The 21,623-nt window shown below is 69.9% G+C and carries 18 protein-coding genes and 1 pseudogene; 8 read left to right on the top strand and 11 right to left on the bottom strand.

All coding sequences use genetic code 11. The features are described from left to right. Positions 1 to 2: 2 nt before the first annotated feature. Positions 3 to 497, bottom strand: a complete 495-nt coding sequence (locus Val02_RS04390) for an HAD domain-containing protein (RefSeq protein WP_203897583.1) — start codon at positions 495 to 497, stop codon at positions 3 to 5. Here Val02_RS04390 and Val02_RS04385 point away from each other — a divergent pair. Continuing rightward, a complete protein-coding gene (locus Val02_RS04385; protein ID WP_239152383.1) occupies positions 496 to 774 on the top strand; it encodes a nuclear transport factor 2 family protein in 279 nt (92 codons plus the stop codon). The genes Val02_RS04390 and Val02_RS04385 overlap by 2 nt on opposite strands. A gap of 24 nt (positions 775 to 798) precedes the next feature. Here the strand turns inward: Val02_RS04385 and Val02_RS04380 are convergent, their stop codons facing one another. Continuing rightward, positions 799 to 1,476, bottom strand: a complete 678-nt coding sequence (locus Val02_RS04380) for a hypothetical protein (RefSeq protein WP_203897582.1) — start codon at positions 1,474 to 1,476, stop codon at positions 799 to 801. Between the two features lie 103 nt (positions 1,477 to 1,579). Here Val02_RS04380 and Val02_RS04375 point away from each other — a divergent pair, with 103 nt between their 5' ends. From Val02_RS04375 to Val02_RS04365, 3 genes are all read left to right on the top strand, one after another. Next, positions 1,580 to 3,550: a hypothetical protein gene (locus tag Val02_RS04375; protein WP_203897581.1), complete on the top strand. Its 1,971-nt coding sequence runs from the start codon at positions 1,580 to 1,582 to the stop codon at positions 3,548 to 3,550. 156 nt (positions 3,551 to 3,706) lie between these two features. Further along, positions 3,707 to 4,558, top strand: coding sequence for a DUF6745 domain-containing protein (locus Val02_RS04370; protein WP_203897580.1), 852 nt, complete (start codon positions 3,707 to 3,709; stop codon positions 4,556 to 4,558). Positions 4,559 to 4,727: 169 nt separating this feature from the next. Then, positions 4,728 to 5,189 carry an Hsp20/alpha crystallin family protein gene (locus Val02_RS04365; RefSeq protein WP_203897579.1) on the top strand — a complete coding sequence of 154 codons (462 nt, stop codon included), beginning with the start codon at positions 4,728 to 4,730 and terminating at the stop codon, positions 5,187 to 5,189. Positions 5,190 to 5,227: 38 nt separating this feature from the next. On the opposite strand, the gene Val02_RS04360 is transcribed toward Val02_RS04365, so the two are convergent. Genes Val02_RS04360 through Val02_RS04350 form a run of 3 tightly spaced genes read right to left on the bottom strand, consistent with a single transcriptional unit; the run spans position 5,228 to position 6,464 of the window. Beyond that, on the bottom strand, positions 5,228 to 5,623 hold the full coding sequence (locus Val02_RS04360) for a YccF domain-containing protein (RefSeq protein ID WP_203897578.1): 396 nt from the start codon (positions 5,621 to 5,623) through the stop codon (positions 5,228 to 5,230). A gap of 57 nt (positions 5,624 to 5,680) precedes the next feature. Further along, positions 5,681 to 6,172, bottom strand: a complete 492-nt coding sequence (locus Val02_RS04355) for a YbaK/EbsC family protein (RefSeq protein ID WP_203897577.1) — start codon at positions 6,170 to 6,172, stop codon at positions 5,681 to 5,683. Then, on the bottom strand, positions 6,162 to 6,464 hold the full coding sequence (locus Val02_RS04350) for an ArsR/SmtB family transcription factor (protein WP_203897576.1): 303 nt from the start codon (positions 6,462 to 6,464) through the stop codon (positions 6,162 to 6,164). The genes Val02_RS04355 and Val02_RS04350 overlap by 11 nt, the downstream gene beginning before the upstream one ends. Positions 6,465 to 6,523: 59 nt before the next feature. Between Val02_RS04350 and Val02_RS04345 the strand changes: the two genes are divergently transcribed. Further along, entirely contained in the window at positions 6,524 to 7,684 is a 1,161-nt protein-coding gene (locus tag Val02_RS04345) for a GNAT family N-acetyltransferase (RefSeq protein ID WP_203897575.1), read from the top strand. A gap of 59 nt (positions 7,685 to 7,743) precedes the next feature. Beyond that, positions 7,744 to 8,163: a DUF1707 SHOCT-like domain-containing protein gene (locus Val02_RS04340; RefSeq protein ID WP_203897574.1), complete on the top strand. Its 420-nt coding sequence runs from the start codon at positions 7,744 to 7,746 to the stop codon at positions 8,161 to 8,163. A 4-nt stretch (positions 8,164 to 8,167) separates the two neighbouring features. Here the strand turns inward: Val02_RS04340 and Val02_RS04335 are convergent, their stop codons facing one another. Further along, on the bottom strand, positions 8,168 to 8,746 hold the full coding sequence (locus tag Val02_RS04335; RefSeq protein WP_203897573.1) for a TetR/AcrR family transcriptional regulator: 579 nt from the start codon (positions 8,744 to 8,746) through the stop codon (positions 8,168 to 8,170). Between the two features lie 79 nt (positions 8,747 to 8,825). Here Val02_RS04335 and Val02_RS04330 point away from each other — a divergent pair, with 79 nt between their 5' ends. Next, positions 8,826 to 10,220: an MDR family MFS transporter gene (locus tag Val02_RS04330; protein WP_203897572.1), complete on the top strand. Its 1,395-nt coding sequence runs from the start codon at positions 8,826 to 8,828 to the stop codon at positions 10,218 to 10,220. Here Val02_RS04330 and Val02_RS04325 read toward each other — a convergent pair. Then, positions 10,169 to 10,507: a cyclic-phosphate processing receiver domain-containing protein gene (locus Val02_RS04325; protein WP_203897571.1), complete on the bottom strand. Its 339-nt coding sequence runs from the start codon at positions 10,505 to 10,507 to the stop codon at positions 10,169 to 10,171. The genes Val02_RS04330 and Val02_RS04325 overlap by 52 nt on opposite strands. Before the next feature lie 35 nt (positions 10,508 to 10,542). On the opposite strand from Val02_RS04325, the gene Val02_RS04320 reads away from it, so the two are divergent. After that, positions 10,543 to 11,214, top strand: a complete 672-nt coding sequence (locus Val02_RS04320; protein WP_203897570.1) for a nucleotidyltransferase family protein — start codon at positions 10,543 to 10,545, stop codon at positions 11,212 to 11,214. Between the two features lie 29 nt (positions 11,215 to 11,243). Here the strand turns inward: Val02_RS04320 and proS are convergent, their stop codons facing one another. From proS to Val02_RS04295, 4 genes and pseudogenes are all read right to left on the bottom strand, one after another. Further along, positions 11,244 to 12,656: a proline--tRNA ligase gene (gene proS, locus Val02_RS04315; protein ID WP_203897569.1), complete on the bottom strand. Its 1,413-nt coding sequence runs from the start codon at positions 12,654 to 12,656 to the stop codon at positions 11,244 to 11,246. A 1,132-nt stretch (positions 12,657 to 13,788) separates the two neighbouring features. After that, positions 13,789 to 14,588: pseudogene (locus Val02_RS04305) on the bottom strand (transposase family protein). Positions 14,589 to 14,856: 268 nt separating this feature from the next. Next, entirely contained in the window at positions 14,857 to 15,363 is a 507-nt protein-coding gene (locus tag Val02_RS04300; protein WP_203897568.1) for a suppressor of fused domain protein, read from the bottom strand. A gap of 86 nt (positions 15,364 to 15,449) precedes the next feature. Beyond that, complete coding sequence (locus Val02_RS04295) at positions 15,450 to 20,543, bottom strand: polymorphic toxin-type HINT domain-containing protein (protein ID WP_239152359.1); 5,094 nt, start codon at positions 20,541 to 20,543, stop codon at positions 15,450 to 15,452. Positions 20,544 to 21,623 lie beyond the last annotated feature (1,080 nt).

The raw sequence follows: 21,623 nt of genomic DNA, 5'->3' as shown, positions 1-21,623 counted from the left end.
CGTCAGTCGAGCCATCGGCGAACGGCCGCGAGATCGCCGCCGGTCAGGCCGATCGACGGATCCACCCGGTGCAGCAGGGCCGGCCGGGGATGGTGCGCGGCGACCCAGCGCCGGTCGGCGTCGGTGATCTCGTCGTCGAGCCAGACGAACGGGCGGTCCGCCGCCCAGCGGGAGATGCCCACGGTCTTCCAGTGCGTGCCGGGCAGCGGCGGCCCGTCGTCCGGCCAGTCCACGACGGGCAGGTCCGGGAGGCCGAGGATCGGCGCGATCACCTCGTTCGCCTCGGCCATCCAGGAGGTGGCCCACGCGAGGTCGCCCGGCAGGCTCAGCAGGCGTTCGCCGTCGGCCGGGTCGAGCCGCTCCAGCAGCGGGTTGCCGTCGTGCTCCCCGCGCGGCGGCCGCGCCCGCGCATCGGGACGCACCGTCACCCGCCGGGCCCGCAACGGGATCAGCACACCGTCGACGTCGAGCAGGATCAGCGGTCGTGGCGCGGTCATGCCGGCACCGTACCGGCGGTCGGCCGGCCGCGATCCGGTGATACTGGCCGGTGTGGATCACGTGGTGGACGACGTTCTGGACGCGATCGGCCGGCGCGACTGGGCCGGGGTGAAACCGCTGCTGCACCCCTACCTGCACTGGACCGAGCCGGCCGTGCGGCTGCGCGGGCGCACCAAGGTGCTGGCGCACCTCGCGTCGATCGGCGTACCGCCGCGCCCCGACGCCGTCGAACTGCGCGACGGTCAGATCTACCGCTGGATCGTGTCGACCGCGTGACCCATCGTCAGCCGCCGGGCGGAATCACAAGCCGTGCAGGCCCCACTCGTCCAGCCCGGAGTAGGTCCACGCCGTGAACGTCGCCGGTCCGCCCAGGCACACCGTGCGTTCCAGGTGGACGGCCACCAGCGAATCGGCGCCGCGCCACCAGGTGTCGCCCATCCCGCGGACCTCCGCCACCGGCGCGAAGCCGTCCAGCCCGAACTCCTCCGGCGTCGCGCCGGTCACCTTGGTGATCCGTCGCGCCCACGCCGTGGCGTGATACGTCAGCGCGAGCGACTCGATCCATCCCTCGACGCTCTCGTGCAACGGCACCCATCTGTCGGCGAGGACGCCGTACGCACCATCGGGACCGATCACGAACGAGTACGGGACGGCGCTGCGTTGGACCCCCGCCTCGAGCCACCATCCGCGCACGGTGGGGCCGTCCCACCGTTCGACCGAGTACTCCTCCGGGGTGTCGACCTCGAAGTAGCGGGGACCGTCGTCGTGAAGGGGTCCCGGGGGCAGCACCAGGCCGCCCCACCGGCGCTGGAACGCGACGGCCCGGTCGATCTCGGCGTCCGGGACGCCCAGCTCCCGCCAGCCGGCCCGATGCGCCTCGGCGTCCGCCGGCTCGGCGCGGACCCCGTGCATGCTGACGAACGTCGTTGCCCGCCGGCTCAGCCCGTCCGGGACGTCGTGGTAGAGATTCAGGTTCATCGCGCGGAACGGTACCGGCCCCCGGCCGATCCGTTGACCGGGTTTCGTGCAACCGTCGGCTCTTTCGTTGACGTGTTCGGCGCGATCGACCAAACCTGATCGCATGAGAGCCGACCGGACGCAGCGCGATGCCGGGGTCGACGGCGCCGCGCCCGAGGCCGCGCCCGCCGGTGCGTCCGCAACCGCACACGCGGACAGCAACGCGGCCCGGGAGCGCGCCATCGGGGGCGACGGCCCGCTGCCGGCGCTCGTCGCCGCCCAGCTCGCCGCCGTCGGCACCAACACGGCGCTGGCCCAGTTGCTGACCCGCCCGGCGACCACCACGTCGCCGGCGGAGGAACTGATCGACCGGTACACCGACTGGGGTTCCCTCGCGGAGGACCGCCTCGGGGCCGAACTCCTCCAGCGCGCACTGCGCGGCGAGCACCGCATCGTCGAGAGCGTGCTCGACGCGCTGGGCACGACCGATCGCGACGACGTCTCCTTCGCTTTGATCCGGGCGGCGAGCGACGGGGACCTGCTCGCGCTGTCGCGTTCGGGCGGGCAGGAGCTGCTCAGCCGGATGTTCGACGAACTCACCTCCGGCCGGCTCGCCGACGACGAGAAGCAGCAGGCCGACCGGGTCATGACGGTGACGGCGCTGCGCAACGACCCGGACGATGCCCTGGCACAGATGGAGCAGGGACCGGTGTTCCCGTTCAAGCTGCCCGGCCTCACTGTGCTGCACGACGCGCCGATCATCGCCGAACGCCGGCCGGGCGGCCGGGTCTGGGTGCAGATACCGCCCCGGGTCTTCGCCGCCGCGCCGTTCCGGGCCGACGTGCAGGGGCTGCCGACGGAGGTCTTCGTGCAGGGGATCCTGCTGCCCGAGGAACAGCTGGTCGGCGTCCGGCTGTACGACGTGGACGAAAAGGTGGTGTACCAGCCGGCGCTGTTCCTCGTGCAGCTGTCGAACGAGGGCAGCACCGCGACGGCGGACAAGCTGGCCGAGATCGCCGGCCTGGGGGTCTCGTTCGGCGTGGGAGCCGTGGCGGAGACCGGCGCGGCGGCGACGTGGGGGGCGCGGGCCGTGGTCTGGACGGACCGCGCCGCCACGAGCCTCGGCACGATCGCGATGGTGCTCGACGAACACCGGGGCATGCTCGTGGCCGAGTTCGGCGAGCCGGCCGAGAAGTTCCTGCGCTACGTCGACATCGTGGACAGGGTCACCATGATCTACGGCTACACCCGGGTCGCCGTCGACCTGTACCGCGTCATCACCCAGCTGCGCAAGGCGTACGGCGAGTTGCGCGCGGCAGTGGACGCGGCGGACGCCCCACTGTCCACAGAGGACACCGCTGCCGTGCAGCGCATCGGCGACGAGACCGAACGGCTCCTGGACACCGCCGACGAGATCGCCGGCGCGCACGCCGCCGGGCCGCCCGGTGCGGCCGCCTCCCCCGCCGGCACCGCCGCCTCTCCCGCCACACCCGCCGCACCGGCTGCGGCAGCGTCCACTGTGGACAGTGGTGCGGCGCTGTGGCAGCCGATGCCCGGCCCGCCGAGGGCCGTCAACACCCCGGACGACCCCACGCTGGCCGACCGCGTCGCGAAGCTGAAACCCGGTGAGGACTACGACTACACGGTCACCGACGACATGCGCGACCCGGTGGCACACCGGGACATCGTCGAACGCCGCGCACTGGCCCTGGAGGTCATGTCCGACGACGGGTTGAACCAGCCGGTCAAGGTCGTCGCGCTGACCGCCGAGCCGAGGACGGAGACGGGGGGCGACATCACCACCGCGAAGTTCGTGCTCGGGCGCACCCCGGAGGAACTCGCCGCCATCCTCGGCGTCGCCGACTTCGTCAAGGGCGTGCGGATCTACCGGCTCGACCGTTCGAAGATCACCCTGGAGAACCTCAACCTGCGGGGCCTGACCCAGAGCCCGGCCGGCAAGCATCCCGCCCGCTCCAAGGCGGAGAACCTCGAGAAGTGGCCCGTGGGCCAGGGCGTGCCGCAGTGGAACCTGTCGGAGCGGATCCCGGTCGAGTCCGGCGTCGACGTGCCGCCGGGCACACCCGCCCGGTTCTGACGCCGGAAAGACGACTTGCGCGCGCTTGACTCCGGCCCGCATGATGGAGCGCATGATCGCCTCCATGCGAAAGGGCGTTGACGCCCTCGCCCGATGAACGGGCTTGCGCGGCGCGGTGTCGCCGCCGACAGCACGCACGATCTGTGGAAGCAAGCGGTGGAACTCCGTCAGGAATGGCGGGACATCGGGCTGTCCACATCCCCGGCCGACCGCACGGCCGCGGAACGCCTCATCGCCGGCATCTACGCCCGGCACTTCCGGCGCCGGCCGGAGTTCGTGTGGGTCGACTCGCCCGCTGCGGCACTGCCGCTCCTGCGGGGCATGCCGACGCACGCCGACCTGCAGCAGTGGCTGCGCCCGCGAACGCCCGACGGCGCGCCACCGCTCGTCGCCGACATCGCCGCCGGGCTGTCCCGGCTGCGCTCGGGCCTCGACGCGCACGCCGTCCACCCGGATCTCGACCCGCCGGTGAAGCCCCGCAAGGGGAAGAAGCCGGAGAAGCAGCCGCCGGTGCCGCCCGTTCAGGCCCTGGAGGCCGGTGCGGGGCTGCGCCGGGTGCTGAACGACGGGGTGCGCGAAGCGCTGTGGACCGGCCTGGTGCACGGGTTCGTGCTTCCGGTGCGGGCGGCGATGTCGGCCCGTTCCGGGGTGCCGGTGCCGGTGGGGTGGTTCGGCCAGCAGGACGCGTTCTGGGTGGCGTACTACGACATCCTGCGCCAGTTGGGGCTCGCGGCGTTCGCGCCCGGCGACGGGGCGCAGTTGGACGAGTGGGCCGCGCTGGTCCGGGCCGCCGGTTGGTGGTGGCCGGACGAGCACCGGTGCGTACTCGTCGAACGTCCCGCGACCGTCCACATGCGACTGCGGCCCGGCGGCTGGCACGAGGAGGTGCGGCTGGACCGCAGCGTTCGCGCGCCGGTCGTCTACCGGGACGGCTGGGCGCCCGCCCTGCCCGGGCGGGAGCAGCGGCCGTGGTCGACCTGGCCGGCGCCGATGTCCTCGCAACGCTAGGAATTCCGTCCGCCCCCGTCGGCTTCCACGGCCGGCGGGGGCCCTGTTTTTTGACCCCTTGACAGGGCCGGCGAAGTGTGTAGTAACCTTTTTTCGTCGCTAGCACTCACCACCCGAGAGTGCTAACAAAAGATCAATAGAGCTAGAGAGGTGACGCACGATGCCCCTGATGCGATGGGATCCGTTCACGGCGCTTGCCCGCCTCGACGACGAGTTCGACGAGGTCGTGCGCCGCACGTTCGGCGCCGCCCAGTTCCAGTTCGTGCCGCCGGTGGAGATGTCCACCGAGGGCTCCGACGTGGTGATCACGTTGGAGGTGCCCGGTGTCGACATCAAGGACATCGACATCGAGGTCGCCGACGGCCGGCTGACCGTCTCCGGCGAGCGCAAGGACCGCTGGGAGGACAGCCGCGGCAAGCTGCTCGTGCGGGAGCTGCGCTACGGCTCGTTCCGGCGCACGTTCCTGCTGCCCGACGGCGTCGGGCACGACCAGATCGACGCGGAGGCCGACCGCGGCCTGCTGCGCCTGCGAATCAAGAACGTCACCAAGCCGGTCCTGCCGCCGCAGAAGATCGCGGTCCGCGGTGCCGGCTCCACCGAGCGCAAGACCATCGAGGGCAAGACCGGCTGACCCGCGCTTCTTTCGGGGTCTTTTCCGGGGGAACGTCGCTACGGGCGCGGGAGGTCGTCGACGTCCACGACCTCCCGGCCCAACGGCCACAACGCCACCAGGGTCAGCTTGACGTTCGCCACGCCGAACGGGATCCCGATGACGGTGAGGCACTGCGCGATCCCCGCGACGAGGTGCAGCAGCGCGATCCACCACCCGGCGACGATCAGCCACAGCACGTTGGCCGCACCCGTGGCGACACCCGCGCTCGGCTTGTCCACGATCGTCCGCCCGAACGGCCACAGCGAATAGACCGCCAGCCGCCACGAAGCGACGGCGAACGGGATCGTCACCACGAGGCAGACGCAGACCAGCGCGGCGAACCCGTACCCGAGGAACAGCACGAAGCCGCTGCCGAAGAAGAACCACAGCACGTTGAGCAGGAACCGAATCATCGACGCGATGCTACCGCCGCGCACCGCGGCCGGCGCTCCCCCGCGGCGGGTGGTCTCCTACGGGGTGGCGACGATCGGCGCGACGCGGGGCGCAGCCAGCCGCACGTAGTCCTCCGTGGCGAGCGCGACCGAACGGTCCAGCCGGGCGGCGTTGAAGTACAGCTCCGGCGCGCGCAGCAGGGCCGGATCCGCGACCAGTTCGAGGCGCGGGTCGTAGCTGAACGGCAGCACCGTCCCGCTGACGCTGCCGGCCAGTTCCTCGGCGCGTTCCTTGGCGGCGAACGCGACGTAGGTGCCCGCGAGCAGGTCCTTGACCCTGGACAGGTCCAGGCGGGCGTCGCCGGGCACCACGGCCAGCACGTGCCGGGTCTGCTTCTTGCCCACCTTCACCATGACGATCAGGCACTTGGCGGCGTGCGCGACGTCGTGCCCGCGCAGCGCGCTGACCTCCTCGGTGCGCCCCTCGGGGGCGTGCTCGATCAGCCGGTACTTCGCGTCGGCGGCGTCCAACTCGGCGACGAGCCGGTCGTAACGATCCTCACCACTCACCGCTCAACAGCTCCTTGGCCCGTGTGATGCGCTCTTCGTCGCGCCGGTAGAACACCCACTGCTTGATCTTCTTGCCGCGCACCAGCCCCGCCTGCGCGAGGACCCGCAGGTGTTCGCCGCAGGTCGGCTGGCTCACGCCCAGCTTCTGCGCGATGAACAGCGAACACACGCCGTCCCGCACGAGGTCGCCGTCGCGCTGCGGCGGGAAGTGCCGCTCGGGGTCGCGCAGCCAGTCGAGGATCAGCAGGCGCTTGTCGCTCGCCAGCGCCTTGACCAGTTCGACCTCAAGCACCCGAGTACTATGGCAAAAAGCTTATTGCCTGTCCAGCGTTTCGTGGGGACCATCGGGCGGTGGAACTGCGCGCGGCACGTCCCGAGGATCTCGACCAGATCGGTGCGCTGCTCGCCGAGCGCGGCGAGCCCGAGGACGCGGTGGACCATCGGCTGGTGGTCGAGGATCCCGACGGCGGGTTCGGGGCGTGCGGGGTCGTCGTCGAGGACGGCCGGGTCGTCTCCACGGCCACGCTGCTCGACGAGACCGTTCTGCTCGACGGGGTGCCGATCCCGGCCGGCCAGGTCGAACTGGTCGCCACCGACCGCGCCTACGAGGGCCGCGGACTGGTGCGGGCGTTGATGGCGTGGGCGCACGAGCGGTCCGCCCGGCGCGGGCACCTGATGCAGGTGATGATCGGCATCCCGTACTTCTACCGGCAGTTCGGCTACGCGTACGCGATCCCGATCGCGCCGGCCCGTCCCGTGCACACCGTGCCGGCGATGCCCGCCGGGTACCGCGTGCGCACCGCCGTCGCGGCCGACATCCCGGCCATGGCACGGTTGCAGGACGAGGCGCAGCGTCCGTTCGACCTGAGGATGCCGCACTCCGCGCTGTGCTGGCGGGCGCTCGTGGCGCGCGGTGGCAGTTCCCAAATATTGGTGGAACGGGACGGGAGCGCGGTCGGGACGGGACGGATCACGCCGCCCGACGACGGCGTGGTCCTCGGCGAGATCGCGGCGGACGGGCCGGAGGCCGTGGCGGCGCTGCTGGCCCACGCGGCCGCGACCGCCGGCGGCGCACCGATCGAGGCGAAGGAGCGCAACGGGCTGCTGGCGTCGTATCTCGGACCGGCCGAACCCGATGCCAGCCAGTACTACGTGCGGGTGCCCGAGGTGGCGCCGCTGCTGGAGCACCTGCGGCCGGTGCTGTCGGCGCGCCTGGCCGGGGACGACACCGACGACGACATCCTGGTGTCGTTCTTCCGGCATCACGTGCGACTCGTCCGCAAGGACGGCGCCGTCGTCGCGGTCGAACGCGGCGGGCCGATGCAGGGGCCGGCGTCGCAGGGCGGTGCCGGGGTCGCGCCGGATCTCGTCGGGCCGCTGCTGTTCGGCCCGCACGGCATGGCGGGGTTGGCCGCACTGCACGCCGACGTCTACCCGGGGCCGCGCGGCGACCTGATGCGCGCGCTGTTCCCGCCGGTGGCCGCCGACCTGCTGACCTACTACCTGCCCTGAAATCCGCCCGCCCGGAACATTTACCGGGGTTTCACGCGGGTTCCGCGCACAATCCGCCCATGAGTGAGCGGGTCGGGCACGCGCAGCGGGATGCCGTTCGCCGGCTGATCGAACGGGCCGTCGGCAACGGGTACCTCGACGCGTCCGAGTACGACGCCCGGGTGCGACAGGTCCTGGCCGCCCGCACGGACGACGCGTTGCGCGCGACGCTCGAGGACCTGCCGCCGGCGGCGATCGCACCGCCCCGCGCGACGCAGCCGTCGGGCGCGGTGGCCGGTGCCGTGCTCGGCCTGGCGTCGCTGCCGCTGGTGCTGTGCGGCGGGATCGGCGGGGTGACCGGCGCGGCGGCGGCCGTGCTCGCCGGGTGGGCGATGGACCGCGACGGCGCGTCGGAGTCGGCCGTCACCGGGGTCGTCACGGGGCTGGTCAGCTGCGCCTACGCGCTCATCGTCGTGGCCGTGATGGTCGTCGAGGTCTAGGGCGTCATTCCCCGGTCAGCAGCGGCAGGGCGATCGTGTCGACGATCTCCTCGATCACCTCGTCCGGCACCGGGGCGTGCGTCATGAGCAGTTCGTGGCGGAACAGGTCGAACGCCAACCCGACGATCCGGGGCGTGATGCGGGCCGGGTCGAGTTCGCCCCGCTCGACGGCCCGCTGGACGATCACCGTGTCCGCGGTGACCCGGTCGCCGATGAGCTCGCGGCGCAGTTCGGCCGGCGTCCGCCCGTTCTCCAGGAAGGAACCGTTGAACTGGGCCAGCACCGGCGCGATCAGCCGCATGCGGTGACGGTTGGCGTTCTTGAGCGCGGCGATCAGGTCGCCCCGCAGCGTGCCGGTGTCCGGGACCGGCGGCCGGTGGTGCGCGTCGTGGTGCCGCAGGGCGGCGATGACCAGCGCCTCGCGGGTGGGCCAGCGCCGGTACAGCACCGGGCGGCTGGTCTGCGCCCGCGCGGCCACCCCGTCGAACGTGAACGCCGAGAGGCCGCCCTCGATCAGCTCGGCGTAGGCCGCTTCGAGCAGGGCGTCTTCGAGTGCCTGGCCGCGCCGCCGCGTAAGACTCACTTGTGCATCTTATCGCGACGGCGTACGGTCGGCCCATAAGATGCAGTCCTGTATCTTAATTGTCTGTTGAGGGGGCGGCATGGTCGACCGCGACGTTCTCCGGACGGCGGGTGCGCTGATCGCCGGCGCGCTGGCGGTCATCTTCGACACCACGATCACCAGCATCGCGCTGCCGACCCTGGTGGACGAACTGCACTCGTCGGTCTCCACCGTCCAGTGGGTCAGCACCGGCTACCTGCTCTCGCTCGGCGTCGTCATCCCCCTGGTGGCCTGGGCCCAGGCCCGCACCGGCGGCAGACGGCTCTGGCTCATCGCGCTGTGCGTCTTCACGGCCGGATCGATCCTGTGCAGCCTCGCCTGGAACGCCGCGAGCCTCATCGCGTTCCGGGTGGTGCAGGGCGTCGGCGGCGGGCTCATGCTGCCGCTGATGGCGACCCTGGTCATGCAGGCGGCGCGCGGGCGCGACCTCGGCCGGACGATGGCGATCGTCAGCCTTCCCGCCGTGCTCGGACCGATCCTCGGACCGGTGCTCGGTGGCGTCATCCTGCACTGGCTCGACTGGCGGTGGCTGTTCTGGGTGAACGTGCCGTTCTGCGCGGTCGGGGTGGTGCTCGCGCTGCGGCTGCTGCCCGACGACCCGCCGACCGGCGGCGTGCGCCTCGACCTCCCCGGCCTCGCGCTCATCGCACCCGGCATCGTCGGCCTGCTCTACGGGCTGTCCAACGTGGGGGACGCCGGCGGGTTCGGGCGGGCGGACGTGCTCGTGCCGGTGATCGGCGGGGTCGTGCTCACCGCCGGCTTCGTGTGGCGGGCGGCCCGGGGCGGCAGCGGGGCGCTGGTCGACGTGCGACTGCTGCGGCACCGGCCGGTCGCCTCGTCGGCGGCGATGCTGTTCCTGTCCGGCGCGTCGCTGTACGGGGCGATGCTGTTGCTGCCGCTCTTCTTCCAGCAGGCGCGCGGTGCGAGTGTGCTGGCCGCCGGGCTGTTGCTCGTGCCGCAGGGCGTCGGGTCGCTGCTGAGCCGTGGACTGACCGGCCGGCTGATGGACTCGCTCGGCGCGCGGGTCCTGGTGGCGGCCGGGTTCGTGCTGGTGGGGCTGGCGACGGTGCCGTTCGCGCTGGCCGGCCCGCACACCGCCGACGGTTGGCTGCTGGCGGCCCTGCTGGTACGCGGCCTCGGGCTGAGCGTGGTGACCGTGCCGGTGATGGCGGTGGCGTTCATCGGGCTGGCGCGGGCCGAGGTGCCGCACGCGAGCGTGCTGACCCGGATCGCCCAGCAGGTCGGCGGTTCCTTCGGCACGGCCGTGCTCGCGGTCATCCTCGCCGCGACCCACTCGTTCGAACGGGCCTTCTGGTGGGCGGTCGGCTTCACCGCGATCGCCGTGGTGCTGTCGCTCCTGCTGCCCGGGCGGCAGGCGCCCGCTCAGTCGAGGAAGCCGACCTCGACCGAACCGGACGCGGCCCTCACCCGATAGCCCCAGTGCCGCAGGGCCTGCGCCATCTTCGCCGCCCCGGCCGGGTTGGCGGAGTGGATGACGATGACGCCCACGTCGAACGGCCGGCCCTCGAAAGCGGCCCGTTCGAGCACCTCGACGACCGGCCAGATGGTGTCGTCGCCGCCGAGGTCGTGGTCGAGCCAGAGTTCCTCGACGCGGGCGGCCCGATGGCGTTCGAGCAGCGCGACGCCCGCCGCGCTGGTCCGCGCCACCTCCGCGCGCCGACCGTCCACAAAGGACCTCAGGTCGTCGACGAGCAAAATCATTCCTCGATGATGGAGGCACGCGGGATCATGGCGCCATGGATTTCGGCAAGGATCCGCTGACCGCCGCCCGGGAACTCGTCGCCGCGCGCTTCCCGAGCGCAAACTGGGCGATGCTCACCGGGAGCGTCCTCGGGCCGCACCGCACGGCCGGTTCGGACCTGGACATCGTGGTGCTGCACGAGGACGGGCCCGGCTACCGGGAGAGCCTGCGCTTCCGTGGCTGGCCGGTGGAGCTGTTCGTGCACACGCCGGAGCGGCTCACCGACATCCTCGCCCGCGAACTGGCCGCCCGTAAGCCCTCCACGCATCGGATGCTCGCGACCGGCACGACGCTGCACGGCGACCCCGGCGACCTACCGGCGCGATGCGCGCGGGTGCTCGCCGAGGGACCGCCGCCGCTGACCGACGCCGAACGCGACCGCCTCCGCTACGCCCTCACCGACCTGCTCGACGACCTGACCCACGCCACCGACGCAGGCGAACGCGCCGTCATCGCCACGACCCTGTGGAGCGAGACGGCCCAGGCCGCGCTGGCGTTCGCCGACCGCTGGGCCGGCAAGGGCAAATGGCTCCTCCGCGAACTCCGCGTCCACGACCCCGCCCTGGCCGCCGAGTGGCTGGCCGCCCGGGAAGATCCCACGCCGGTCACGACGAAGATCCTGGAGGGCGCCGGCGGCCCGCTGTTCGAGGGCTACCGCGTCGACTGAGGCGCGGAGCGGATCCGGCCGCCGGCCGCTCAATAGGCTCTGGCAACGAGCGCCACCAGGTCCGGCTCGTCCTCGCTGTCCGGTACCCCGCCGTCGGCCCGGACCAGGCAGCGCACGGTCAGGCCCTGCGCGTTGAGCCGGGTCTCCCCCGCCGTGCCCACGGCCGCCCAGGGCACCCGGGCCCAGCCGGTCGCCGCCACCTCGACCGCCTCGTCGAGCGTCTTCACCTCGACCGTGCGGGCGTCGCGGTGCTCGCGTGCCGCCTCGTACAGCCCCCGCTGGTCCGCCGACAGCATCTCGGTGACCCGGTCGGTGACCGCGTCGATCGGGGTCGGCGTCTTGGACCCGTCCAGTCGCCGCACCAGCACGACCCGTCCCTCGCCGAGGTCGCGCGGTCCGATCTCGATCCTCAGGGGGAACCCTTTGAGCTCGGCGTCCACCGCACGCCGACCGAAGGGCGTGTCCGTGCGGGTGTCGAGCGCGACCCGCACGCCGGCCCGCTCGATTTCCTCGACGAGGCGACGCGCCGCGTCGTGCACCCCGTCGCCGTCCTTGACCACGCACACCAGCACCTGCGTCGGCGCCAGCAGCGGCGGAACGCGCAACCCGCCGTCGTCGCCGTGCACCATCACCATGCCGCCGATCATCCGCGTGGTCGAACCCCACGACGTGGTCCACGCGTGCTCACGCGTCCCGCGCACCGACGAGTACTCGATGCCGAACGCCTTCGCGAAATTCTGCCCCAGCTCATGGGACGTGCCCATCTGCAGAGCCTTGCCGTCGCCCATCATCGCCTCGAGCGTGTACGTGCTCGTGGCGCCGGCGAACCGCTCGCGCGCGGTCTTGCGGCCAGCGGTGACCGGAATGCCGAGCACGCCCACCATGAAGTCCTCGTACACCTCGTGCAGGATCCGTCGCGCGTAGGCGCGGGCGTCCTCCTCGGTGGCGTGCGCGGTGTGCCCCTCCTGCCACAGGAACTCGGTCGTGCGCAGGAACAGCCGCGGCCGCAGCTCCCAACGCAGCACGTTGGCCCACTGGTTGAGCAGCAGCGGCAGGTCCCGATAGCTCTGCACCCACTTGGCCATGTACTCGCCGATGACCGTCTCGCTGGTGGGCCGAACGACGAGCGGCTCCTCCAACTGCTTGCCGCCCCCGATCGTCACGACGGCCAGCTCCGGGCTGAAGCCCTCGACATGCTCTGCCTCGCGGCGCAGGTAGGACTCGGGGATGAGCAGCGGGAAGTAGGCGTTTTGCGCGCCGGCGGCCTTGATGCGCGCGTCGACCTCGCCCTGCATGCGCTCCCACAGGGCGTAGCCGGCCGGTCGGATCACCATGGAGCCGCGCACCGGCCCGTTTTCGGCCAGCTCGGCCTTGGCGATCACGTCCTGGTACCACCGGGGGAAGTCGTCCCCGCGCGGTGTCACCACCGGCTGTCTGCTCATCGCGCGATCGTAGCCCGGCCGTTCCCGTCCCTTCCGCCGGTTTTTCGGACCTGTGGACAGTCGGAAATTGGGGCTGTGGATAACGCTGATTCGTCCGACAGGTGTACGAGAATGGGGGCATGCGGACAGCGCTGAAGGAAGCCGAAGCCGTACTGGCCCGGCGCCTTCACACCAGCACGCTGTATCTGTCCACACAGGACATTGCCACCGGAGTCCGCCTCGCTGCCCGGCTGCGGTCCCTCTCGACGATCCTGCTCGCCCGCCTCACGCACGAGGCCCGCGGCCGCGGCATGCCCGGCCGGGCCGGCACCGTCGGGGGACTGAGTGGCTGGCCGCGCAGACCTCCTCGGCCCCGCGACCGCGGCCCGGATCGTGCGCCTCGGCAGCGCCCCGGACACCCACAAACGTATGGACGCCGCGACCTCGGCCGGGCAGCTCAACCCGGAACAGGCCGCCACGATCGCCGACATCCTGGACACCCTCACCAAAACCGAGATCACCCCCACGGGTGACGACCTGTCCACCAAAGTGCCGGCGGAGCAGATCCTGCGGCAAGGGGCCGGCAGCCTCGGACCCAAAGACCTCAACTACCTCGGCGACGTGGTGTTGAGCCTGATCGACCCGACCCCCGCACCGCCGGCCAACGCCCTCGTCGAAATCCCCGACACAGCCAACACCGCCGGCACGGGCAGCACGGGAGGCATCGGCGGCACCGGCGGTAGGGCGCAGCGGCCGACAATCGTGGTCACCGTCGCCTACGACGTGCTCACACAGCGGCTCGGGATGGGCACCCTCGACAACGGAGCACACCTGCACCCCGAAACCGTGCGGCGGCTGGCCTGCGACGCCCACATCCTCCCCGCCGTGCTAGGCATGCAACGGCATCCCACTCGACGTCGGCCGTACGAAACGACTTGTCGTCGGCGAGCTACGCCGCGCCGTCGAGCTACGGGATCGCGGCTGCGCCTTCCCCGGCTGCGATCGCCGACCGGCATGGACGCAGGCACACCACATCGTGCACCGGACAGACGGCGGACCGACATCCCTGGCCAAGCCCATGCTTCGCTAGTTGGCGGTCGTCTGACTGCGGCCGGGACAGCGCGCGAGTCATTACTGAATGACCAAACAAGCTTCAAGGTGCTGAGCGTTTTTCAACTGCTGTGGACGGGTTCTCGATGTGGTGCAGGGCAAGGATGGCCTGCACGATCGCGGTGGCGCGGCGTGGGCAGCAGCGCAGTTTGTTCAGCAGTCGCCAGGTCTTGAGGGTCGCGATGGCGCGTTCGCCGAGCGCGCGGATGCGGGCATGGGAGCGGTTAACTGCCTTCTCTTGCCGGGACAGCCGCCGTCGCCGGCGGTGCCGCTTGAACGGCGTGCGGACGCTGCCACCAGCGCCTTGGTAGCCGCGGTCGGCGAACGTCAGTACGTCTGCGCCGGCCAGCGCGTTGACGATGTCGTGGGTGCGGGCGGCGCTCAGGTCGTGGACCGTGCCGGGCAGGGCCGCGGACGCCCAGACCAGACGCCCGGCCGGGTCGGCGATGACCTGCACGTTGACACCGTGGCGCTTGTGTTTCCCGGAGTAGTACGGCTTCTGGTCGGCGATGCGGTCGATCGGGATCAGGGTGCCGTCGAGAATGGCGTAGGCCAGCAGGCGGATCTTCGTCATGGCTGTTTGCAGGTCGTTGGCGGTTGCGGCGAGCAGGGTGATCGCCTCGCGGACATAGCGCCAGGCGGTGGCCACGCCGATCTCGAAGCCGGCCGCCAGGCGGATGAACGTGTCGCCGTTGCGCAGGTGGGCCAGAGCGAGCAGCGCTTGGCGGCCGGGACCGAGGCGACGCCAGTGCGATCGGCGCTGTGGCGGTGGGTGCGGATCAGGTCGGCGAGGTGGTTCAGCGATCGGGTGGACAGCGGGATCGCGGCAGGATAAGACAGCAACGAGGCTCCCGGGAAGGGCATCTTTCTTGGTCGATTGCTTGTCTTACCGGGAGTCTCGCCTCAGCCCGCAACCCACCCCAGGACCCGCCTCGAGCTGTGTAGATCCAGTTGGAAAACGCTCGCTGTACCGAAAGCATGTCGTACAACGCCACCACCGTGACTGGGCCGAGCGTGGCGGATGTGGAATTCGTTGCAGCGCCTCGCGACCCGAAGTCACCATAACGCCACCCGACGGCACCCTGGCAAGAGCGGCCCGCCTCCGGATCATTCACCTGACCGCAGGTCGGCCGGCCTCGAACACGTTGACCTCGGCCTGGGCGATCTCCTCGCCGAGTTGAAAACCACCGTGATGGTACGCGAACTCGACCTCGCTCGCAGTTATGGGGATCAGCCAGGACAACGAAATAGCAACGCCGGATATCTCGAATTCCCCCAGCCCTTCGTCGATGATGTACGGCGGGGCGACGAGAAGGTGTTCGCAAGCACTTCCGGGCTGCCACGGCCGGCCAAGGTTGAGCGTCTCGTAAAGTCTGATTGGCCCACCGCCGTCGGCGTGCAGAGTGATCACGTCGTAGACAGTTTCCACGTGGCGCATCGAAGAATCCAGGGAGACCAGGAGAAATTCGGATAGCGGCTGCCCTTGGGTCGGAGTCTGCCATGCCCCCCAGGAAGCGTAGACCCATGCTCCGTCCGGTTTCTCGGGCGCTATCTCGAGCACCTCGATCGGTTCATTCGCGATCTGTGGAGCGTCCTCCTGGTAGTCGATGCTGTTCATTCGGGTACGGACCACGGTACGGCCCGGCCACACACCTCTGATGTGCGCCGCTACGCCCGAGTGAACTGATTTCGCGTCAATTTGCATTACAGCCCGAACTTCTTCCGCATCTTCTGCACATATCTCATCAACCTATTTCCCTGCTGCCTCTGGCATTGCGCGCAGTTCGCGCCGTTCAGAGAGGCGCCACTGGTACCGTAGGCCGCGCGCTCCGCCGGCGTCAACCTGTGGCCCCCGTGCTCGAAGTGGAAAACGACCAGGGCCGGAAAGTGCTCGGGCTGAGGACTGGTACGGGTGCGCGGAATCATGATGGCGCCGCACTCCGGGCACGGCGTGCCGGCGGCGGCCGCCACAATCGCATTCCCCGCGGGATTTCTCGTCGCACGCCTCCCGCCGTAATCACTCCTCCGGTAGTCGCTGGTGATGTTTTCGACGGGTCCGAGCGGCTCGTCATAGCGCGACGGTGCGGGAAAGAATCCCTCGGGAAGATCGGCGGGACAGTTATGGACAAGGACCGGCTTTCCACCGGCGAGCACGAAGTACGTGTGCAGGTCCTGGACGGTCAGGTTGTGGACCGACGCCCGCGCACCGTAGGCGACGACCGCGATGACCGTGACCCGTGCACCGTCCGGCGCGAGCAGCTCGTCCCCGGGCTCCAGATCGCCGGCGTCACGCCAGGACGACCTGTTCGTCACCCAGAACGGATGGGCGTCGGTGGCCGTGATAACGTTCTCACCGTTCGTATTCGACGTACTCACTCGAATATCGACGAGTGCCTTAGGACCGCTCCCCTCGATCGCGACCGTGATCGGCCTGGCTGCTACTGTTCCCGTTTCGGGATCGGCGGCGAGAACTTCGTCCCCGGCCCGCAGCTCTTCGATGGGCTTCGTGCCACCACCGCCGAGGGCGACCTCGGTGCCGGGGACAAAACTGTTGTCGGGATTCGTGCAGCCGCCTCCCTTCTTTTCGGCCTTGGCGGCCGCGTCCGCCACTTCGTCGGCTTTCTTGCGTGCGGCGGCGATCCATTCGTCCGCGCGTTTGAGGACGTCGTCGGCGAGTTTGACGGCCTTTTGCCACGCGGTGTAGGCGGTGAAGGCCTTGTCGATGCCTTTGATGATCGCTTTACCGGCTTTGAGGACCTTGCCCCAGGGAATGAAGCCGATGAGCGTACTGACGCAGGCGCCGAGGTCGCCCTTGGTGAAGCAGTTGACGATGTCGGTGATGCCGAGGAAGTCGAGCAGGAACGCCAGTCCTTGTTCCTTGATGATGTCGATCATGCTTTTTTGTTTGACGGCTTTGGCTTCGTCGATCGCGGCCTGCTCGTTGGGTGGGAGGGTGACCGGGGGTGGTTCTTTGTTGGAGAGGTCGGGTTTGGGTTCGGCGTTGGGGCCGCAGTAGATGCCGTCGGGGCCGCAGGCGATGAGGAGCCCGTCGGGGTCGGAGAAGGTGGTGGGGTTGTTGTTGGCGTAGGCGTAGCCGTGCATCTGTTGCGGGTCGGCGGGGTCGATGATCGGGTCGATGGAGAGGAATCGGCCGGTGTCGTCGTCGTATTCGCGGGCGCCGAGGTGGGTGTAGCCGGTGGAGGTGTCCCGGGTGCCGCCGACGAAGCCTTTGTCGCCGGCCCACCAGGTGGGGGCGGTGCCGCGGTCGGCGCCGAACGGGGTGGAGCGGCGACGTTCGTAGTTTTGGGTTTGGGCATCGATGGCGATGGTGTGGGTGCCGTGGTGGTCGCCACCGAGCCAGGTGAGCCGGTTGTCATTGGTCCGCACGCCGATTGTCTGCCCGCCGTGGCTGTAGTAGCGGGTGGCGCTGAGTGCCCCGCTGGCGCTGCGGTGCAGTTCCATACCGCCGAGGTAGAGGGTGCTGCCGGTCGAGTCACGGCGGATCAGCCGCTCGCCGTCGGCGTCGTACAGGTACGAGGTCTCCGCGGCGCCCTGGGTGGCCTTGACGAGTTTCCCCTCGACGTCCCATTCGAGGTCCTGGACGGCCCCGGCGACGTCGCGGCGGGTCGTGTTCCCCGTGGGGTCGTAACCGAAGGTCAACGATTTGGTGCCGGTCGGGCCGGTGGTGGTCTTCGAGGTGAGGGTGTGCGGCTGCGGCTTGCCGGCGGCGGGGTAGGTGTAGGTGGCGGTGGTGTTTTCGGGGACGTGTCGTTTCTCGGCGGTGCGGTTGCCGACCTTGTCGTAGTCGAAGGCGTGCCAGTACGGTGCCGGGCCGCCGAGCGTTTCGCGGGTGGGTGCCGTGGCGCAGTCGTTGCTGGCCGGGGTCCAGGCGGTGGTGAGGCGGCGCAGGTTGTCGTACCAGAAGCATTGGGTGTCGGTGGGTTGGCCGGTGGGGCTGTCGGAGACCTTGGTGAGGTTGCCTGCCGGGTCGTAGGTGTAGGAGGCGTTGACGATCGGGGTGTTGCTGGTCTGGGTGCGGGTCAGTGTGTTGGTGGGGCGGCGGGTGGCCTGGTCGTAGTAGTAGCGGTGCTGGACCCATGTGGTGCCGTCGCTGAGTTGGAGCGCGGACGGTTCGGCGTAGGCGGTGTAGGTGGTGCCGGTGACGTACGGCGCGAGACCGGTCGTGGTCGTGGGGAGGCTGAACTCGTTGTAGCCGAAGCTCAAGGTTTCGGCGGGCAGGCCGCCGGCGGCGGGCATCGTGGTGCTGGCCGGGCTTCCGTCGTCGTTGAACGTCGAGGAGAACTCCCAGGTGCCGCCGAGCGCGCCTTCGGACATGGGCAGCACGTACTGGGTGCGCTTGGGGCGTAGGTGCTGGTCGTATTCGGCGACGCGGGTGGTGTAGGCGTCGTCGCCGACCCAGCGGGTCGATGAGGTGGGCAGGCCGAGCTTGATGGTGTCGTAGACGGTGCTGGTGCGCTTGACCGATCCGCCGCCGGTGATGTCACGGGTCTCCGTGGGGCGGCCGTAATTGTCGTAGGTCGTCTGGAGGGTTTTGCCGCGTGAGTCGGTGGTCGTTTCGGGTTGGTCGTAGGCGTTGTAGGTGATGGTGGTGGTGCCGCGGTCGGGGTCGACGGTCTGGCGGACCCGGCCGAGGAGGTCGTACTTGGTTTCCCAGACGTTGCCGACCGGGTCGGTGACCTTGGCCGGTTTGCCGTCCTTGGTGTACTCGTAGCGGGTCAGGTCGTAGGTGCCGGCCGCGCTGGTGGTGTGGAGTTGGCGCAGTTCCTGGATCCGGCCGCGGGCGTCGTAGATGGTTTCGGTCGCGGTGGCGCCGTACGGCGGGATGACGTGGACCCGGTCACCGCCGTGGACGGTGGTGGTGCGCCATTTCTCGGTGAGGGTGGTGCCGTTGCCGGCCATGAGGATCTCTGCGGTGGCGCGGCCGGCGCCGTCGTACTCGGTGCGGACCTGGTTGGGTAGCGCGGCCTCGTTGGTCACCTGCAGCAGGCTGAAGCCGGGTGGTGCGTCGTTGTAGTAGGGGCCGCTGCGTTTGACGAGCAGGTCGCGGGAGTCGTAGTGCATGTCGGCGACGGCGCGTCCACCGTTCGCGGCCGGGATCTGGGTCTGCCGTAGCCGCATCCGGCCGTCGTAGAGTTCGTATTTCGTGAGGTAGTTGCCGTTGGTCTGTCGGTTGCGGCTGGTGACCACGATCGGGCCGTTGTTCCGGACGAGGTAGCCGAACTCGCCGTCGGGATCGGAGTTGTCGGGGCGGGTCGGCCCCCAAACCTTCGCGACCCGTCCGAGGTTGTCCAACGCGACGCGGGTGCGGGTGCCGTAGGTGGTGTTGACTTCCAGGACGGGTGCGCCCCACGCCGGGTCCGCTTCGACGTAGGTTTCGATCCCGAGTGGATCGTTGGTGGTGACCCGGGTGACCGGGCCGGTGGCGGGAGTGAACGTGGTGCGGGTCAGCAGGCCGCGCTGGTCGGTGGATTCGACGACCCGTCCGAGGTTGTCGTAGCGGATCCGCTGCGTGGTGGCGTAGGTGGGCGTGCGGATCGTCCAGCCGCTGAGGTCGTCCACGCGGGTGACGATGCCTTTGTCGCGGATCTCGCCGAAGGTGTCGGAGTAGTCGTAGAAGGTGCGCCCGTCCGACAGCACATCATCGGGCAGGGTCATCGGTGTGTCACACGGCGCCGAGAACTTCTGTACCCGGGTGACGAGGTTGAGGAGGTTCGCCGCGGTGTTGGAGGCGTACTCCGTGCGGGTACACAGATCATCGGTGGGTGTGGCGGTGTCGCCCCTGTCGTGGATCTGGGTGACCCGGCCCTGCCCGTCGATGGTTTTGCGAACCTCGGTGGTACGGACCGTCGGCCCGGCTGCGCCCCATACGGTGTGGTAGCCGTACGTAGCCGTGCTGTCGATCATGCGGGCTTCGGCGGTGATGTTCCCTGGCTTGCGCTGCGTCGCGGTGGGGGCCGACAGCCACGGATCGGTGATCGTCCGGCTCAGTACGGCGCCGCCGTCGGTGATGTAGGCGGTGGTTTCCCGGACGGTACCGGCGTAGCGGTCGTGGTCCTTTAGCGCGAACCCAGGCCCGCGATGGTCGACGATCTTGATGTCCTTGACCGTGCCGTCGTCGAGGCGGTCGCCGTCCATGCCGCGGAAGTAGATGGTGTCGGTGCGGCGGACCGGGCCGTCCTGGCCGTCACCGACACGGGTGAAGACCTGCCCGTAGCCGCGCCACTGTGCCCACGTCTTCTTCTCCACCGGCACGATGCCGTCGATCTCGTCGAAGTGCCACGCCGCCGGCCCGACATATTCGTATGAGGTCACGACCGGTCGCAGCCCGGTCGCCGCGTCGGTCTCAGTGACCTGCGCGACGACATACTTGTGGAACCAGTCGACCCGGTTCGCAAACGCCGGGTCGACGCCCTTGACCGGCATGCACCGCTTGGTGTTGATATCAGCGTCGTTGTCCGAAGGACGGTTGGCGGAGGAGCATTCCTGATCGGCGTAATCGACAGCGATCTTGGCGCCGGTCTCGGTGGTGACAGCGATGAGCCGACGCCACATCAGCGGCGAGATGTGGTTGGCCGCGTTGTCGACCCGGTTGGCGAGGAACTCCCCGTCGAAGGCCACCTCCGGCAGACTCGTCCCGACGACGCTGTTGGCCACGCCGGTATGGGTGATGCCTTCCAGCCACATCGCGGCGCCGGTGCCGTCATCCGGATCGAGGAACGAATGCCGCAGCGTCCACCGGTCCACGTCACGGTGGCCGCTGCCGTCGGCCTTCAGCACCGAGGTAGTGATCATGGACAGGCGCTTCTGGGTGAAGAACGTTGGAGAGAACGCGTTGGTGCACTCCTGCCCCGGGTCGCAGTTCTGGTCCCACGGGACGTCCGGCCACCGTTCGGGCTGTGCCTTCGTGCAGTTGCCGGGCAGGCAACGGTCTTCGACATCGAACCGGACCTGCGCCGGCGCCGCCGTGGCGACGGTGTCACCGGCGCGTTGGCCGTAGTCGATGCGCTTGAGGTATCCGCCGCGGACGTACCACGAGTCCGGATGGTTGAGTTCGCCGTCGCGGGCGTAGCGGTTGTGTTCCTGTTCGTAGAAGTAGGTCATCGTGTTGCCGTGCACGTCGACGACGTAGTCGACGTTCCACCGGTACGCCTGCCGACAACCCGAGGCCGCGAACCGGTTGCCGGCCGCATCGTGGCACTTCTCGCCGGGATGATTGCCGTAGACCGGCACTGTGAAGGTCGACCAGGTGCGTTCCGTACCGGCGAACGCGGGCAGCTTGTGGTAGCCGAAGTGGTACTGCGTGCCGTCGGCGGTGGTGACCTTCCAGTACTCGCCGTCGTTGTCACCGTTGTCGCGACTGGGGTCGAAGATCTGTTCGACGCGGGAGCCGTCGTCGTTCTTCGGCCTCCACAGGTTGTTGTTGTCCTCGACCTTCACCAACTCGGACGAGCGTCCGCCGAGGGACATGGTCGCGTTGTCGGAGACCCAGCACTGGTCACCCGTGGGACGCCCGGCGTTGTTACCACCACCGTCCATGTCCTCGGCGCACGGCTTGTACTTACGCTCGATCTGACCCGGCCAGAACTCGAACCCGAGCCCGAGCCACGACGCCTGGTTGTTCGTCGCCGCGGTCCGCCCATCGACCGAACCGGAGGAGTAGGTCAACCCCAGCTGTGGCGCCGGCCCGGCGACGGCAGGCGGCACCCGCAGCGGATACGACCAGTTGAAGTCCCCACTCGAGCCCCCGGCACTCCACGTCGACGACGCCGCGAGCGACGTCGCACCGAACGTGCCGGACTTGCCCTGCGCCGCAGCGACCACCCCGAACAAGGCAGTACCCGACGCCGGAACAGCGAC

Origin of the sequence: Virgisporangium aliadipatigenens (assembly GCF_016863615.1) — a bacterium.
In the GTDB taxonomy this organism is placed as follows: domain Bacteria; phylum Actinomycetota; class Actinomycetes; order Mycobacteriales; family Micromonosporaceae; genus Virgisporangium; species Virgisporangium aliadipatigenens.
The sequence above is the reverse complement of the archived record's forward strand: the minus strand, read 5'-3'. Positions and strand labels throughout refer to the sequence as shown.